The sequence below is a fragment of the Pseudomonas sp. HC1(2025) genome (genome assembly GCF_058742075.1).
The window spans coordinates 1,065,778-1,081,791 of record NZ_CP196017.1 but is presented as its reverse complement, the minus strand read 5'-3'; the positions used below and the strand labels follow the sequence as shown (position 1 = coordinate 1,081,791).

The 16,014-nt window shown below is 62.4% G+C and carries 14 protein-coding genes; 4 read left to right on the top strand and 10 right to left on the bottom strand.

Going from position 1 to position 16,014, the window contains the following annotated elements; all coding sequences use genetic code 11:
* Positions 1 to 36: 36 nt before the first annotated feature.
* From dacB to ACSSVH_RS04660, 8 genes are all read right to left on the bottom strand, one after another.
* Complete coding sequence (gene dacB, locus ACSSVH_RS04695) at positions 37 to 1,491, bottom strand: D-alanyl-D-alanine carboxypeptidase/D-alanyl-D-alanine endopeptidase (RefSeq protein ID WP_492634150.1); 1,455 nt, start codon at positions 1,489 to 1,491, stop codon at positions 37 to 39.
* A gap of 69 nt (positions 1,492 to 1,560) precedes the next feature.
* A complete protein-coding gene (locus ACSSVH_RS04690) occupies positions 1,561 to 3,984 on the bottom strand; it encodes a TonB-dependent siderophore receptor (RefSeq protein ID WP_492634149.1) in 2,424 nt (807 codons plus the stop codon).
* A gap of 110 nt (positions 3,985 to 4,094) precedes the next feature.
* Positions 4,095 to 4,244 (bottom strand): type B 50S ribosomal protein L36, encoded by a 150-nt coding sequence (gene ykgO, locus ACSSVH_RS04685; protein ID WP_020297337.1) that lies wholly within the window; start codon positions 4,242 to 4,244, stop codon positions 4,095 to 4,097.
* Between the two features lie 528 nt (positions 4,245 to 4,772).
* Entirely contained in the window at positions 4,773 to 5,750 is a 978-nt protein-coding gene (locus ACSSVH_RS04680; protein WP_170058265.1) for a FecR domain-containing protein, read from the bottom strand.
* Positions 5,747 to 6,325, bottom strand: a complete 579-nt coding sequence (locus ACSSVH_RS04675; RefSeq protein ID WP_492634148.1) for an RNA polymerase sigma factor — start codon at positions 6,323 to 6,325, stop codon at positions 5,747 to 5,749. The genes ACSSVH_RS04680 and ACSSVH_RS04675 overlap by 4 nt, the downstream gene beginning before the upstream one ends.
* 6 nt (positions 6,326 to 6,331) lie before the next feature.
* On the bottom strand, positions 6,332 to 6,658 hold the full coding sequence (locus tag ACSSVH_RS04670) for a DUF3325 domain-containing protein (RefSeq protein ID WP_170043004.1): 327 nt from the start codon (positions 6,656 to 6,658) through the stop codon (positions 6,332 to 6,334).
* Positions 6,658 to 8,232, bottom strand: coding sequence for a PepSY-associated TM helix domain-containing protein (locus tag ACSSVH_RS04665; protein ID WP_492634147.1), 1,575 nt, complete (start codon positions 8,230 to 8,232; stop codon positions 6,658 to 6,660). The genes ACSSVH_RS04670 and ACSSVH_RS04665 overlap by 1 nt, the downstream gene beginning before the upstream one ends.
* Positions 8,229 to 8,531 (bottom strand): DUF3649 domain-containing protein, encoded by a 303-nt coding sequence (locus tag ACSSVH_RS04660; protein WP_169954920.1) that lies wholly within the window; start codon positions 8,529 to 8,531, stop codon positions 8,229 to 8,231. Before ACSSVH_RS04660 ends, ACSSVH_RS04665 begins: the two co-directional genes overlap by 4 nt.
* A gap of 326 nt (positions 8,532 to 8,857) precedes the next feature.
* Here ACSSVH_RS04660 and ACSSVH_RS04655 point away from each other — a divergent pair, with 326 nt between their 5' ends.
* The 3 genes from ACSSVH_RS04655 (at position 8,858) to fecA (ending at position 12,723) form a co-directional block, all read left to right on the top strand.
* A complete protein-coding gene (locus tag ACSSVH_RS04655) occupies positions 8,858 to 9,346 on the top strand; it encodes a sigma-70 family RNA polymerase sigma factor (protein WP_492634146.1) in 489 nt (162 codons plus the stop codon).
* Positions 9,343 to 10,287, top strand: a complete 945-nt coding sequence (locus ACSSVH_RS04650; protein WP_492634145.1) for a FecR domain-containing protein — start codon at positions 9,343 to 9,345, stop codon at positions 10,285 to 10,287. Before ACSSVH_RS04655 ends, ACSSVH_RS04650 begins: the two co-directional genes overlap by 4 nt.
* Before the next feature lie 90 nt (positions 10,288 to 10,377).
* Entirely contained in the window at positions 10,378 to 12,723 is a 2,346-nt protein-coding gene (fecA, locus tag ACSSVH_RS04645; protein ID WP_492634144.1) for a TonB-dependent Fe(3+) dicitrate receptor FecA, read from the top strand.
* A 194-nt stretch (positions 12,724 to 12,917) separates the two neighbouring features.
* Here the strand turns inward: fecA and ACSSVH_RS04640 are convergent, their stop codons facing one another.
* Positions 12,918 to 13,325, bottom strand: coding sequence for an HPF/RaiA family ribosome-associated protein (locus ACSSVH_RS04640; protein ID WP_099167987.1), 408 nt, complete (start codon positions 13,323 to 13,325; stop codon positions 12,918 to 12,920).
* A 212-nt stretch (positions 13,326 to 13,537) separates the two neighbouring features.
* Entirely contained in the window at positions 13,538 to 14,485 is a 948-nt protein-coding gene (locus tag ACSSVH_RS04635) for a LysR substrate-binding domain-containing protein (RefSeq protein ID WP_032857665.1), read from the bottom strand.
* Positions 14,486 to 14,622: 137 nt separating this feature from the next.
* On the opposite strand from ACSSVH_RS04635, the gene ACSSVH_RS04630 reads away from it, so the two are divergent.
* The gene (locus ACSSVH_RS04630) at positions 14,623 to 15,999 is read left to right on the top strand and encodes an L-serine ammonia-lyase (protein WP_169954916.1); all 1,377 of its coding nucleotides are present in this window, start codon (positions 14,623 to 14,625) and stop codon (positions 15,997 to 15,999) included.
* Positions 16,000 to 16,014 lie beyond the last annotated feature (15 nt).

Sequence of the window (16,014 nt, the reverse complement as noted above, 5' to 3'; positions counted from 1 at the left end):
TGGGATTTTGTGGGAGCGGGCTTGCTCACACATTGTTCAATCGCGGCTTTGCGCCAGGATCACGGCCACTCGATCTTCCAACGCCTTGATCCGACTCCCCTCCACCACATAGTTGTTGGTCAGCATCGAAAACACCAACCGCCGCCCACCCGCATCGGTGATGTAGCCCGTCAACGAAGACACCCCACCCATCGACCCCGTCTTGGCCTGCAGGTTGTTTTGCGCCGCAGTCCCGCGCAGGCGGTAACGCAGGCTGCCGCCACCGAGGCGATCCGGGTTACCGGCGATGGGCAGCGCGTCGTACCAGGCGTTGAACCACGACTGCTTGTTAATGGCCAGCAACAGGTCGGTGAAGTTCTGCGCCGACACCAGATTACGTCGCGACAAACCCGAGCCATCCACCTGGCTTAATGTTGCCGGGTCCAGGCCCTGGCGCTTGAGAAAGTCAGCCACCGCCGCAACCCCGGCCGCCGCCGTGCCGGCATTCGCCTGTTGACGTCCCATGGCCTTAAGCAACGCTTCGGCCATGCTGTTGTTGGACAGTTTGAGCAAGGGCCTGATCAGTTCCTGCAACGGCGCCGACTGGTGCGTCGCCAACACCGTGGCGGTGGCCGGGCTGACACCACCGATCACGCGCCGACCCTGCACGCTGATCCCCTGCTGCGCCAAGGCCTGGGCAAACAGATTGGCCACCAGTTGCGTCGGCTCCCACACGCTGACCCATTGCCGGCTTTGCGTCCCCGGCGTCAGCGTGCCACTGAGGCGCAGCAGGTTGCTGCCATGCTGGCGATTGAGCCCATAGCTGTTGCCCGGACCGCTGAGCGCCAGGTTGCTCAGTTGCACATAATCAGTAGGCGGGCTGAGGGTGACGCCCAGCGGTTGGCCGACCGCCATGGGCGCCTTGGCCGTGACGATCAAGGTGCCCGCATCAAAATCAGCATTGGGCGACACGGTCAGTGCGGAAATCTGCGCGCCGTAATACTTGTCTTCGTCGTCGTGGGCCCAATCCAAACCCAGGCGTTCGGCGTCGAACCAGCTGTCATCGAACACCAGGTCGCCGTCGATCTGCCGGATGCCCTGCGCGGCCAGGTTCGCCGCCAGGGCCTGGTAATCCGCCCACTGGATCGTCGGGTCGCCCAGGCCTCGCAGGTACAGATTGCCCAGCAGGCGCGAGCCTTGTCGGCTGCCGGTGCTCAGCAACTGCGTAGAAAACCGATACTGCGGGCCCAGTACATCCATGGCCGCCGCCGTGGTCAGCAGTTTCAGGCTGGAGGCCGGCACCAGCCGCGTGCGGGGGTTGTGCTGGTACAGCGTGCTGCCGCTGCGGGCGTCACGCACCATCAACGAAACGCTGGCCCCGGCCAGGGCCGGATCGGCCAGCAATTGCTCCAGCGCCTGCTCGCCGGTTTTCGAAGGGCTGGCACAGCCACCCAACAACAGGCTTACGCCCACCAGCATGGCGCTGGTGTGTATCCATCGTCCCAACTGCATCAAACCGTCCCGGCAATCATCAAAGAGCGCAACGCTAGCAGCTCAGGCCGCCAGCGTCATCGCCGACGGTCAGAACTCCAACGTGCTGGACAACGACACCTGGCGCGCATCGCCCATGGACACAAACAACCGGCTGACGGCCGAGGTGTAGTAGGTGCGGTCAAACAGGTTCTTCACGTTGAGCTGGAACTTGACCTTCTGCCCGTCGACCTTGGTGTCATAGGTGGCAAACGCATCGGCCACGGTGTAGCCCGGCAGGTCGAAGCTATTGAGTGCATCGCCGGCCCGCTCGCCGACGTAACGCGCACCGGCACCGACGCGCAGCTGGTCGCCGCCGACGATAGTGCCGAAGTCGTATACGGCTGAAACAGAGCCGGAATTTTTCGCCACGTTTTGTAGGCGTTTGCCTTTGTAGGCCGGGTCCTCGGTGACTTCGGCATCGGTGTAGGCATAGCTGCCGATCAGGCTCCACTGGTCGGTCAACTGCCCGCTCAGGTCCATTTCCAGGCCACGGGAGCGCACCTTGCCGGCGACGCTGTAGATCGAGGTCGCGCCCTCGGTGATCGACACCAGCACGTTGCGTTTGTGGATATCAAACAAGGCCACGTTGGCGGTAATGCGCCCCGGCATATCGAACTTGGCCCCAAGCTCCCAGGACTTGGACTGTTCCGGGGCGATGCTGCCGTCGATCACCATCTTGTTGTCCAGCGGCGCAATGGTGGAGTTGGGTTTGAACGATTCGGTGTAGCTGCCATAAAACGACAGCTCATCGGTGTAGCGGTACACCAGGCCGGCGCGGGGCACCCACTTCTGGCCGTTGCTGTCGGTGTTGGCCGTGAACGGGCGGCCCTTGCCGGCGTACTGGTCGTACGTCTGGAAACGCGCACCGCCGACCAGGATCCACTGGTCAGTCAGGTGGATAGCGTCCTGGAAAAACACCGAGTCGCTGCGCAGCAGGTCAGTCTGGTTGCTGTCCGGCGCGCTGACGGTGGTGCCCGCCACTTCGCGGCCGTACACCGGGTCGTTGTAGTTGAACACGCTGCGGCTGGCCTGGCGGATCAGGTCGGCGCGGTAGATTTTGCGGTATTCGTCATCCAGGCCAAACACCAGGTCATGGCGCATGCCGGCCACGTCCACCTTGCCTTCGAGGCTGACGGTAGTGAAGCGGTCGGTGGTCAGCGCGCCCTGGGTGCCGTCCATATTGCGCGTCAGCACGCCGTTGGCGTTGACCTTGCTCACGCGCACTTGGCTGGCGTCGTAGGTTTCGCGGTTCCAGCTGTAGCCGAAGTGGGCCTTCCAGTCGTCGTTCAGGTCATGGTCGACCTCAAGGCGATACAGGTCGGAGCGGCCTTCCATATTGTTGAACGGCTCATCCAGGCGGCGCGTGGCGGGGATATCCAGGGGGTGATTGGTCGTGGGGTCGATGGCCGTGCCACGGTCGAACGGCGAGAGAAACTCGCGGTGCTCGTAGGCCAGCAACACCTTGGTGGCGTCGCCGTACCAGGCCAGGGATGGCGCGATCAGGCTTTCGCGGTAAGTGCCGAAATTGCGCCAGTAATCCTCATCTTCGTGGTCGAGAATCAAACGATAAGCCAGGCCGCTGTCGCCAATCGGGCCGGTGGTGTCGAGGTTGCCGCCGCTGCCGTTCTTGCCGCTGCCATAGGTTGAACCGCGCACGGTCAGGGCGGTGGATGGGGTCAGCTCGGGTTTCTTGCTGACGATATTGATCACCCCGCCGGGGTCCTGGATGCCATACAGCAACGACGCCGGGCCCTTGAGCACTTCGACGCGCTCGGCGGTTTCGTTCAGCGCCCGGCCCTGCACCACAGGCATGCCGTCGCGCATGACCGAGCCATTACGGTTGTCGCCAAAGCCCCGCAGCATCACCGCATCCTGGGTGCTGCCCAAGGTGTTGGCCTGGGTGATGCCGCTGACGTTGGCCAAGGCATCGTCGAGGTTGCGCGGCACCTGGTCGCGCATCACTTGGGCCGGCACCATGTTCACGGTTTGCGGGGTTTCCAGCAGCAGGCCCTGGGAGCGCATGACCGAGCTGGTGGGCGGTGGCTGGTAGCTGGTGGCTTGCTGCTGGTTGACGCCGCTGATGGTGGTGGCGCCAAGATTGACCGCGCCTTCGCTAGGCAGCGGTTCCAGGGCCAGGGTGCGGGCGTCGATCTGGCGGAAGGTCAAGCCGGAGTTACCCAACAGGCGCTGCATGGCCTGGGCGGCGCTCATCCGCCCACTGACGGCCGGGGCGTTGAGGTTGTAGGGAGCTTCGTCGGTGTAGACCACGCTGATGCCGGTCACCCGGCTGAAATCGCTCAGCGCCTGGGGCAACGGCTTGGCCGGCAGTGCAAAACTGAAGACTGCGCTCTGCTCCTGCGCCGCTTGCGCCAGGCTCAGGGGCTCTAATGCCAGGCCGGAAGCGGCCAGAAGGGAGGCTCCCAGCCACTGTTTAACCGAACTGCCTGCCGCCGACTTTGCCCTGGACTTCATACTTGAGAACCCGTGTAGAGAACGCTGTTAATGCGAATTGATCGCAGTTTCAAGCACTACACGAATGGCGTGGGGTTTTACCTCAGGTGAAATTGAAAATAATTTCACCCTCAGCCTTTGTTCTTGTTTTTCGCCCCGCCCTGCCGGGCCTTGAAGCGTGGGTTGGATTTGCAGATCACATAGATCCGCCCCCGGCGCTTGACGATCTGACAGTCGCGATGGCGGTTCTTGGCTTCTTTGAGTGAGGACAGGACTTTCATGGGGTGGCTCCTTGATAGGGATGTAATAACATATCATAAATGCAAATAAGAATATTTATCAACCTTTGTTCGGACCATCCCCTAAACCAGCTCCCACAGGAACGCAGCTTCGCGCTCTGGCTCTGCTGTTGCTGTGCTTTTGATCTGGCTTTTGATCTCAGGCGCCCCGTTAAACCACGCTGGCCGCAGGCAGGTATTGCGCAGTGGGCACCCCGGCATGAATGCCGGGGTAGCCGCGACACGGCCATGGATGGCCGATCGCGGCGGGCCCACGGAGCAATACCTGACTGCGGGCATGCCGAGCCTAGGCGAGGCACCGAGTGGTGGGGCGAGGACCTTTTGGTTACTTTTGGGTCCCAAAAGTGACCCGCCGTAAGGGCGGAACCCTAAGTGGCCGTGACCGCAGGAATGGATATGAACACAGGGCGAGTTGTGTCGATGCTCATGCTGCGATGGCCCCTGAAGGGTTGCGCTGCTCTTCCAGACGCCATCGCGGGCAAGCCCACTCCCACAGGGGGTGGCTGGTTTTCAGCGGACGACGATCAACCGCCCCAACACACTGTGCTGCTCAAAACCCAGCACCGCTTGCAATGCGTTGAGCACCGCCTCCGGGTCCTTGCTCGGGAAGCTGCCGCTGACCCGGCGGGCGCCGAGTTCGTCATCAAGCAGCAGGATGCGGCCAGGGTAGTAACGGCCAAGGTCCTTGAGCACATCGGCCAGCGGGGTCTTGTAGTAGTTGAGCCAGCCGTCGCGCCAGCCCAGGCGCGATTCACTGTCCACCGCATGCCGCTCATCAGCCACACCCTCGGCGTAGGCCACTTGCTGGCCGGCCGTCAGAATTTGCTGAGTACCCTGGGCCGAGGGTGTAACCCCGACCCGCCCCGACAACACCGTCACCTGGGCGCCCGCCGGTTGCAGGCGCACTTCGAACTGCGTGCCTAACACCCGCACTTCGCCACTGCCTGCGTGCACTACAAAGGCTTGCCCGGTGTGGGTCACGCTGAAAAAACCGGCGCCACGGCGCAATTGAATGTGCCGCTCGCCGTGGCTGAAATCCACGGCAATCGCGCTGTCGGCATCCAGGGTGACTTGGCTTTGATCGGCCAGGGTCACGGTTTTGACCTCACCCGGCGCACTGACGTAATCGGCGCCCAGGTCATCGACCCAGCGCTGTGGCTGCCAACCGGCGCCCATCGACACCATCAGCACCAGGCACGCCGCCATCGCCAGTGCCGCCGACCAGCGGCGCATACGGGAGCGTTTTGCGCCGTCCATGGCCTTGAGGTAACGCTGCAGGGCCAACGCGTCTTCGGCGGCCAGGGTGCGCGCCGGCACTTCGCTCAATTCCCACAGCACCTGGGCCTGGGCATATGCCTCGACGTGGGCCGGGTCGGCGCGCAACCAGTGGCTGAAGGTGGCCTGGTCACCACTGCTGGGCGCATCGTGCAGCAGGCTGAGCCAGGCCAGGGCGGCCTGTTCCTGGGCGGGCGTCGGGGTGACGTTCACGGTGCTTTCCCTGGCGAGCGTGGCGGATGGGCTTGCCGAAGGCTGGCTTTGCAGGCTTCGAGGGCACGCATCATATGTTTTTCCACGGCACTTTGGGACAGGCCCATGGCCTTGGCGATTTCGGCGTATTTGCGCCCGTGGATGCGGTTGAGCAAAAAGATCTGCCGCGTACGCTCCGGCAAACTGCGCAGCGCCGCTTCCACATGGCGCAGATCGTTGCCCGCTTCCAGCGCAGCCTGGGGCTCGGAGCCATGATGATCCTGCTGCTCCGGCAACCAGCCTTCAGTGCCGCGCACCCGCGCGCTTTCGCTGCGCAAGTGGTCGATGGCGATATTGCCGGCGCAGCGCAGCAGGTAGGTGCTGAGTTCTTCGACCTGCACCAGGGGTCGGCGCCAGAAACGCAGGAACAAATCCTGCACCAGGTCCGCCGCCGTCGCACGGCAGCCTACGCGGCGGCTGACCAACGCCTCCATCTGTGAGCGCTGGGACAAAAACACCTGTAGGAAATGTGCGCGCCCGCCCGACGATTCAGCGTGAGGGTGATCCTGGGGCTCGGGCGGCGTGGTGATCATCAACGGTGCTCAGAGGGTCGCGAAGGCCGCAACGGGGCTGGCCAGCAAGCCAACGCCCGCGAGGATCAAGGCCAGCCTTGGCCGATACGGCAACAGCAACACCAGCAACAGCCCACTGAGCATCAGCACCGCGCACCAGTCCACCAGGCCCCGGCTCCAGCCGGCCAGGTGCACCGCCGGCCAGATCGACAGCCCCAACAGCAGCCAGCCACCCACGCGCAACCCCAGGCGCCGCCGTGGCGAAGGTTTGCTGTGCAGCAACTCGCCATGGTGACGGTCCAGGGACAGGCACAGCGCAACAAAGCCTGCGTAGCACAGCAACAAGGCCAGCAACATCAGTGCACCTCGCCTTTGAGGGTCAGTGGGCGGGCCCGCTCGGCACGGGGTTGGGCGGCGCTGCGGTGCTGCATCTTCCAGGCGGCCCAGGCCAGGAACAGGCCGCTGCCCAGGCAGGTCAGGTCAAAGCCGGCCATGGCCCAATCACCCTTGGCCAGCGACACGCCCAGGTGCTGGGAAGTGGTCAGCGCATTGAGCAGCGGCACCGACATAAACAGCACGGCGCCCAGGCCCAGTTGCTCGACCCAGGCGCGGCGGCCACGGCGCAGCATGGCGTGCAGCAAGGTCAGGCCCCAGGCGATAAAGAAGCTCTGCACCTCCCAGTCCGAACGCTCGGCGAAGGTCGCCGGCAGCAGGCGGTTGGCCCAGAAAAACACAGCAATGGCGATGACCAGCCCGGACATGCTGGCAAGGTTCAACACCTCCACCAGGCGCAACTCAAACGGCATCACCCCGGTTTTGGCATGCTTGAGCTGACGCTTGCCCAGCCAGATCACCAGGCCGGTGCCAATCATCGCCGTGCCCGCCAGGCCGCAGATAAAGTACAACCACCGCAGCACCGGGCCGGCGAAGTGACCCATATGCAGGCCGTAGAAACTGCCGCTGATTGCCATCGGCAGCGACTGCTCGGCACTGACCCGCAGCAATTCGCCGGTGCTGCCATTAAAGGACACGGTGCTGCCGAAATCATGCACCACCCGGTCAGAGCCGGCGCGGGAGACGTTGACCGAGGCATTCACATCGCCAGGGTTGTTCACCGCCAGCCGCCCCACATGACCACCGCCCCACTGCGCCCGGGCCTGCTCCACCAGCGGCGCCAAAGGCAGCAGCTTGCCCGGCTGGCCGAGGGCCGGGGCGTTGTCGGTGGCCGGGAACAACTCATTGAAAAACCCACGGGTGTCGCCGTCATAAGACGCGAGGATGCTGGCAGGCATGACCATGGTCATGAAAATCACCAAGCTGCTGTAGGTGATCATCAGGTGGAACGGCAACACCAGCACGCCCACCGCGTTGTGCCCATCGAGCCAGGAGCGCTGGCCCTTGCGCGGTCGGAAGGTGAAGAAGTCCTTGAAGATTTTCTTGTGGGTGATGATCCCGGTGATCAGCGCGACGAACATCACCATCGCCGCGATGGTCGACAACCAGCGGCCCCACGGATGAGGCATCTGCAACTGGAAGTGGAACCGGTAGAAGAACTCGCCGCCCATGGTTTCCCGGGCCTGGAGTTGTTCGCCGGAGACCGGGTCGAGCATTTTCTCGATGAAATTGCCGCGCCGGCCAGGGTCGATCTTGTCTTGCCACATCACCGATAAACCAGGGTCGCGGCTGTTGGGCAAGCCGATAAACCAACGGGCCGCCGTGGGTGCGTGCTGCTCCAGGTAGCGTTGCGCCACGGCCACGCTGCGCGCATCGTCCACCGCATGAGCTGGCACTTCGGGCTGCATCCAGTGGGTGATTTCACCCTTGAAGTAAGACAGGGTGCCGGTGAGGAAAATCGCGAACAGCAACCAGCCGAAAATCAACCCGGCCCAGGTGTGCAACCAGGCCATGGCCTGACGGAAACCCTCTTTCATGGGCGTGCCATCCAATAGGCCAGGCCAGCCAGGGTGGCCAGTATCGCGCACGGCACCAGCACGCCAAACCAGGCGCGGGCCGCACTGCGGCAGGCAAAGCACCAGATCACCGCCAGCAGGTAGAACACAAAGGAACTGAGCATGCCGCTGACCACCGCATCGGCGCGGGAGATTGGCAGCCAGAAGGTCAGGCACACGCTGGCCAGGGACGCCAGCACATAGCCGCCGACAACAGCCGCCAGCAGCCGCGACGTCACACCGAGCCGGTAGGAAAGAGGAAGTGATGCTTTGCTTTTCATGCCAGTGGCGCCTGGTTCGTCAGGGGCGAGAGTCTAATGATAAATATTCTCATAAGCAAAAGAGAACGAATGAAGCGAGCACCAAAAACAGAGGTGGGGCTTGTGTGGGAACTGGCTTGCCTGCGATGCAGCCACCTCGGTGTGTCTGGCAGAACAAGATGATGCTATCGCAGGCAAGCCAGCTCCCACACAAGCCAGCCCACAGGGTTCTGTGGCGATAAAAGCGGCTATCGGTCTTATGCTGATTGCCGAATGCCACCCGCCCACCCTACAATGCGAACAATTCTCGTTATCTAAAGCATGCTGATGCTGCCGGAGTGTTCGCGTTGCGGCCGTCCAATACCGTCGAAGTCCTGTATCACGACCATCACCACTGGCTGACCGGCTGGTTGCGACGCAAGCTCGGCTGCCCGCACAGCGCCGCCGACCTGGCCCAGGACACGTTTATCCGGGTGTTGAGCGCCCGCGAAACACCGACGCTGATCGAGCCCCGCGCCTTCCTCACCACCATCGCCAAGCGCGTGTTGTTCAACCATTACCGCCGCCAGGACCTGGAGCGCGCCTACCTCGACGCCTTGGCGCAAATGCCGGAACTTGCGGCACCATCGGAAGAAGAGCGGGCGATCATCCTGCAAACCCTGATGGAACTGGACCAGTTGCTCGACGGTTTGCCCGTGCCGGTCAAGCGCGCCTTCCTGCTGGCCCAGCTCGACGGCCTGACCTACGGGCAAATCGCTGCCGAACTTGGGATCTCCATCGCCACCGTCAAACGACATTTGAATAAAGCCGCCATGCGCTGCTATTTCGCCCTATGAACCGCGCCGCGAACTTCTCGACCCAGGTCGCCGAACAGGCGGTGCAGTGGCTGATGCAAATGCAGCAAGGCCCGCTCAACCCGCGCCAGCAGGCAAACTGGCAGCGCTGGCTGGATGCCCACAGCGAGCATCAACGGGCGTGGGAGCATATACAGCGGGTCAACCAGCGCTTGCGCGGAATGCCCTCGCCCCTGGCCCACGCGGCGCTGAACGCACCGCAATCGAACAGTCGGCGCCAGGCGCTGAAGCTGTTGCTGATCCTCGGCGCCGGTTCGGCAGCGACCTGGGGCTTGCGCCAGCAGCACTTGATCGCGCCATTGAGCGCCGACTACCGCAGCCCCTTCGGCCAGCGGCGCAAGGTCCAACTGGCCGACGGCAGCCACCTGCAACTCAACACCGCCAGTGCGGTGGATGTGCAATTCGATGGCCCACAGCGCCTGATCCGCCTGCTCGAAGGCGAGATACTGCTGCGCGCCAGCACCCCGTTGCAGATCATCACCGGCCAGGGCATCGTCACCGCCCGGGCAGCGCAGGTGAATGTGCGCCAGTTCAACGATCACACCCAGGTCGCCGTGCTGGATGGCCAGGTCGAGATTGCACCCAGGTCCTACAGCGGCTTACCGCTGACCCTGGAAAAATCCCGCCAGGCCAACCTCACCCGCAAAGGCTGGGATACGCCGCGCCTCACTGATGCCAACACCGGGGCCTGGGCCGACGGCATGCTGGTGGCGTCGCACATGCGCCTGGCAGATTTCCTCGAGGAACTGAGCCGTTATCGCCGGGGCCAATTGCAGTGTGATCCGCAAGTGGCCAACCTGCTGATCTCCGGCAGCTACCCGCTGGACGACAGCGAACGCATCCTCGACCTGCTGCAAATCAGCCTGCCGGTCAAAATTCGGCGTTTTACCCGCTATTGGGTCAGTGTCGAAGCCCGCGCCTGAATTATTTTCGCCACCCGTGAGCCGTTTTCCGTACCTCGCGTGACAGAGAGGGAAAGCCACCCTGTTTCCCACCTCTGAGGAACGTTCTTCATGCCCCAGCAACCGACTCGCCTGACGCCACTTGCCCGTACGCTGCGCCACTTGCTGCTGGGCGCCAGCCTCAGTTTCAGCGCCCTGCCCTACGCCATGGCGGCCGAGGCCAAGCCTTATCACATCGCCCCGACGTCCCTGGAAGCGGCGCTGAATCAGTTTGGCCGCGAGGCCGGCGTGCTGATTTCGTTTGGCTCCGAAGTGACTGCCGGCGCGCAAAGCCAGGGCCTGCAGGGCAACTACACCACCTTGCAAGGTTTGAACGCATTGCTCAAAGGCACCGGCCTGCAAGCCCGCGCCGAAGGTAACAATGCCTACAGCCTGCAACCACTGAACGCGCCGGCCACCCTGGAGCTGGGCACCTCCAATGTGGTGGGCGACTGGCTGGGCGACGCGGCGCAAACCAACGTCTTCGAACACCCCGGCGCCCGTGATGTGATTCGCCGCGAAGAATTCGAGCGCCAGGGGGCGACCCAGGCCCGTGACGTGCTCAATCGTATTCCCGGGGTCAACGCGCCGGAAAACAACGGCACCGGCAGCCACGACATGGCGCTGAACTTCGGTATTCGCGGGCTCAACCCACGCCTGGCGTCGCGCTCGACGGTATTGATGGACGGCATTCCGGTGCCTTTCGCGCCGTATGGCCAGCCGCAGTTGTCGTTCGCACCGGTCAGCATGGGCAACATGGATGCAGTGGACGTGGTACGCGGCGGTGGCGCAGTGCGTTACGGGCCGCAGAACGTCGGCGGCGTGGTCAACTTCGTGACCCGGGCAATTCCTGATGCACCGACGGTCAAGGGCGGCCTGCAGACCGAGACCAGCCCGTCTTCCAGCCACGATGGCTTCAAGACCACCGGCAACCTGCTGGCCGGCGGCAACGCCGACAATGGCCTGGGCGGCGCGCTGCTGTATTCCGGCACCCGCGGCGGCGACTGGCGCGAACACAGCGACACACAAATCGACGACCTGATCCTCAAGGGCAATTACCAACTGGACGAAGCCAACAGCTTCAATGCCATGGCCCAGTACTACGAAGGTCAGGCCGATATGCCCGGTGGCTTGAGCACTGCGGCCTACAAGGCCGACCCGTATCAGTCCACCCGCCCCTACGACAAATTCTGGGGCCGCCGTACGATGTTTAACGTGGGCTATCGCTACCAGGAAGATCGCCGGGAATTCACCGTCAACAGCTTCTTTACCAAGACCCTGCGCAGCGGCTATCTGGACCAGGGCAGCTTCCTTTCGCTGTCACCGCGCGAGTATTGGGTACGCGGCCTGGAAACCCGCCTGGCCCAAGGCTTCGACCTCGGCCCGACCAGCCACGAGGTTGGCGTGGGTTACCGCTACATCAACGAGGCCGGGCACGAATTGCGCTACCGCACGCCGATCAGCGCCAACCAGCAACTGCCCAATACCGACAGCCGCAACGACCGCGACACCCGCGGCGGCACCGAAGCCAACGCATTCTTTATCGACGACCGCATCGATATCGGCAAGTGGACCGTGACCCCTGGCATCCGCTACGAGATGATCAAGTCCCAGCAAACCAACAACCTGACCGACGTCAAATACAAGGGTGACTACAACACCGCCCTGCCGGCGTTGAACGTGCTGTATCACCTGACCGACGACTGGAACCTGTACGCCAACACCGAAGGCTCCTTCGGCAGCGTGCAGTACAGCCAGATGCCCAACCGTGTGAGCAGCGGCGCGGTCAAGCCGGAAAAGGCCCGCACCTGGGAAGTCGGCACCCGCTACGACAATGGCGCGCTGCGCGCAGAAATCGGCGCGTTCCTGATCAACTTCGACAACCAGTATGAAAGCAACCAGACCAACGACTCGGTGATCGCCCGGGGCGAAACCCGGCACCAGGGCATCGAATCCAGCCTCAACTACGCCCTCGACGGCTTGAGCCCCGCGCTGGCCGGCTTTGATGTGTACGCAAGCTACGCCTATGTCGATGCAACCATCCGCGAAGACGGCCCGAACAAAGGCAACCGCGTGCCCTTCTCGTCCAAGCACAAAGGCACCCTGGGCGTTGGCTACACCGAGGGCCAATGGAAGTTGAACCTGGACAGCACCTACCAGAGCAGCCAGTTCGCCGACAACGCCAACACCCAGGCCGAAAGCGTGGATGGCAGCAATGGGCGCATCCCCGGCTACATGCTGTTCAGCAGCCGCGCGGCGTACGACTTCGGCCCGCAGTTGTCGGATTTGAATGTGGCGGTGGGGGTGAAGAACATCTTCAACACCCAGTACTTCACCCGTTCGTTTGACGATAACAACAAGGGCAAATACGTGGGTGAGCCGCGCACGGTGTATGTGCAGACCTCGGTCGCGTTCTGACGAATAGCCTGAATACACTCTTGGCTTATGTGGGAGCTGGCTTGCCTGCAATGGCGGTGGGTCAGCTGCAACTTCAGTAAATGGCAGATCGCCATCGCAGGCAAGCCAGCTCCCACATTTGATATATATTCGCCACAAAAAACGGGCCTGCATCTGCAGGCCCGTTTTGTATGGGGTTGAAAAACATTCAGCAATCAGCTGTTAAGCGCAGCCTGTTCGTTTTCCAGGAATTCCTCTTCAAGCCCGGCTTCATCGACTTGGTTGTTGGGCGTGCGTTTCTCTGCACGCGGCTTGCCTTGCAATCTGCCGAACAGATGCTCCAGCGCGTTATCCAGCTTGGTGGCCGCCCCGTCGATGGCTTGTTCCAGGGTGTCGGCTTTATGGATGACCGAAATCGGTTGATGACCCTTTGGCCGCGCTTCCAGGCGGCAACTTAAATCGTGTGGGCCCGGCTTGTCGCCGTTCTCATCCTTCAAAAAGACTTCGATGCGGGTCAAATCTTCTTCATAACGTTCGAGCGTGCTCTCAATGGTAGTACGTACCCACTCCTCCAGTCGGATGCTGCTTTCAATATGGTTATCGCTGTTGACTAGGATTTGCATAGTGTTTCCCTTATTTCAGCTAGCTCGCCAGAGGTCACAACTGCAACACCGATGCGGTGAAACCATGACCTCTTGATTACACAATTGAGCACCTGAGGGAACAATTCAACCCCTATTCAAAGATAAATCCTACATTACAAATTAAGTCTGACAATCGCCCAAAGCGCTGTTATGGTCGGGAGTTGGGTACACCCGCCCACCCGGGCAAATCCTCACAATTGCCCCTCTCCCAAGGGGTGCAATCCGCGAAAAATCCCCGCCTCTTCCACCAGCCAGTCATGCACCGCACGCACGCCGGGATGGTTCAGCGCGCCTGGCGCATACAACAGCACGTAGCGCTTGTGATTCGGCACCGCGAGCCCGAACGGCACGATCAGGGTGCCGCGCTCCAATTCGTCATTGAGCAGGGTGCGCCGGGCAATCGCCACACCCATGCCGGCAATGGCGGCCTCGATGGTCAGGTGGTTGCGGTTGAAGGTATGCCCGCGCCGCACGTCGGCGTCGTGATAGCCGATAGCATTCAGGTAAAACTCCCACTCGGCGTACTCATAACTCCCACGCCAGGCTGTGATGTCGTGCAACAGCGGGAAGTGGGCCAGGTCGGCCGGGCCGTGCAACGGCGGCCGTCCGCGCAGCAGGCTCGGCGCGCACACCGGGAATATCTGCTCATCGAGCAAGGCTGTGGATAACAAACCCGGATAGCTGCCGTCGTTAAGGTCGATGGCCAGGTCGAAGTCGCCTTCGTGCAGGGCAATGCTGCTGTCTTCGGCCACCAGGCGCAGTTGGATATCCGGGAAACGCTGCTGCAAACGCGGCAGGCGCGGTGTCAGCCATTTACCGAGAAATGACGGAATCGAGCGCAGGCGCAAGGTGCCGCTGATCATCCCCGCATCCAGGCGCTGCAACTCGGCATCGATGCTGCCGTAGGCCTCACTCACCGTAATCGCCAACCGCTGCCCCTCGGCACTCAGCTCCACGCCACGCGCCCGGCGATGAAACAGGCGAAAGCCCAGGCGTTCTTCCAATTGGCGAATCTGCTGGCTGACCGCCCCCGGCGTGATGTGCAGTTCTTCGGCGCAGCGCGTGAAGGATAAATGCCGTGCGGCGCAGGCAAATACGTGCAACCAGACATAGGTCTGGGCATGAAGCGGGCGAGCCATAGAGTTTAGTCCTGCTAAAGGGTGTCTTAGGATAATTCGTTGGTCAGTGCCGATCTAGAGGCTCAGTATCGCGCCACTTCCGCTTGTCCTACAAAACATGGCAGCGATTCCTACTCCATTGCTTGTAAGGCTTTAGCATGGCTATCAGCGTTTTTGATCTATTCAAGGTGGGCATTGGCCCGTCGAGCTCCCATACCGTCGGCCCCATGCGGGCAGCGGCAACCTTCGCCCAGGCCCTCACCGACCAACAATTGCTGGAGCAAACCCAGCGCGTGGAAGTGCGCCTGTACGGTTCACTGTCGGCTACCGGCGTGGGCCATGCCACCGACCGTGCCTGCGTAATGGGGTTGATGGGAGAATGGCCTGATCGAGTGGACCCTACCTCCATCGGGCCGCGCATCCAGCAGTTGCGCGAATCTGGCCGCTTGTTGCTTGCCGGCACCCAAGAAATCTCCTTCAACTGGCAGCACGATCTCCTGCTGCTGGAGGAAAGCCTGCCCTACCACCCCAACGCCATGTCCCTGCATGCCTACGGCAAAAACGGCCTGTTGACCGAACAGACCTACTACTCGGTGGGCGGTGGTTTCATTATCGAGGCAGCGGAAGCCGAGTCGGGTATTGCTCCCACCAGCGATGTAGAACTGCCCTACGACTTTTCCAGCGCCGTCGAACTGCTGGCCCTGTGCAACAAGCATGGCCTGCGTGTTTCTGAATTGATGATGGCCAACGAACGCGCGTGGCGCAGCGACGAAGAAATCCGTAGCGGCCTGCTGCATATCTGGTCGGTGATGCGCGAGTGCGTCGAGCAAGGCCTGCGCGATGAAGGCATCTTGCCCGGCGGTTTGGATGTGCCGCGCCGCGCCGCCAAGCTGCACCGCAGCCTGCTGGAAATCGGCAAACCGAATGTGATCACCTCGACCTTGTCGGCCATGGAATGGGTCAACCTGTTCGCCCTTGCGGTCAACGAAGAAAACGCCGCCGGTGGGCGCATGGTCACCGCACCGACCAACGGCGCGGCCGGGATCATCCCTGCAGTGCTGCACTACTACATGAAGTTCAATGCCGACGCGTCAGACGACGATGTAGTCAACTTCTTCCTAGCCGCAGCCGCCGTCGGCATCCTGTGTAAGAAAAACGCCTCGATCTCCGGTGCCGAAGTCGGCTGCCAGGGTGAAGTCGGCTCGGCCTGTGCCATGGCCGCCGCTGGCCTGGCAGATATCCTTGGCGCCACCCCCGAGCAACTGGAAAACGCTGCCGAAATCGGCCTGGAGCACAACCTTGGCCTGACCTGCGACCCCGTGGGCGGCCTAGTCCAGGTGCCCTGTATCGAGCGCAACGCCATCGCCGCCGTCAAAGCCATCAACGCCACGCAAATGGCCCTGCGCGGCGATGGCAAGCACTTCATTTCCCTCGACCGGGTGATCCGCACCATGCGCGATACCGGCGCCGATATGCATGACAAATACAAAGAAACTTCACGGGGCGGCCTGGCGGTCAGCTGGGTGGAGTGCTGAGGAGCACGCCTACCC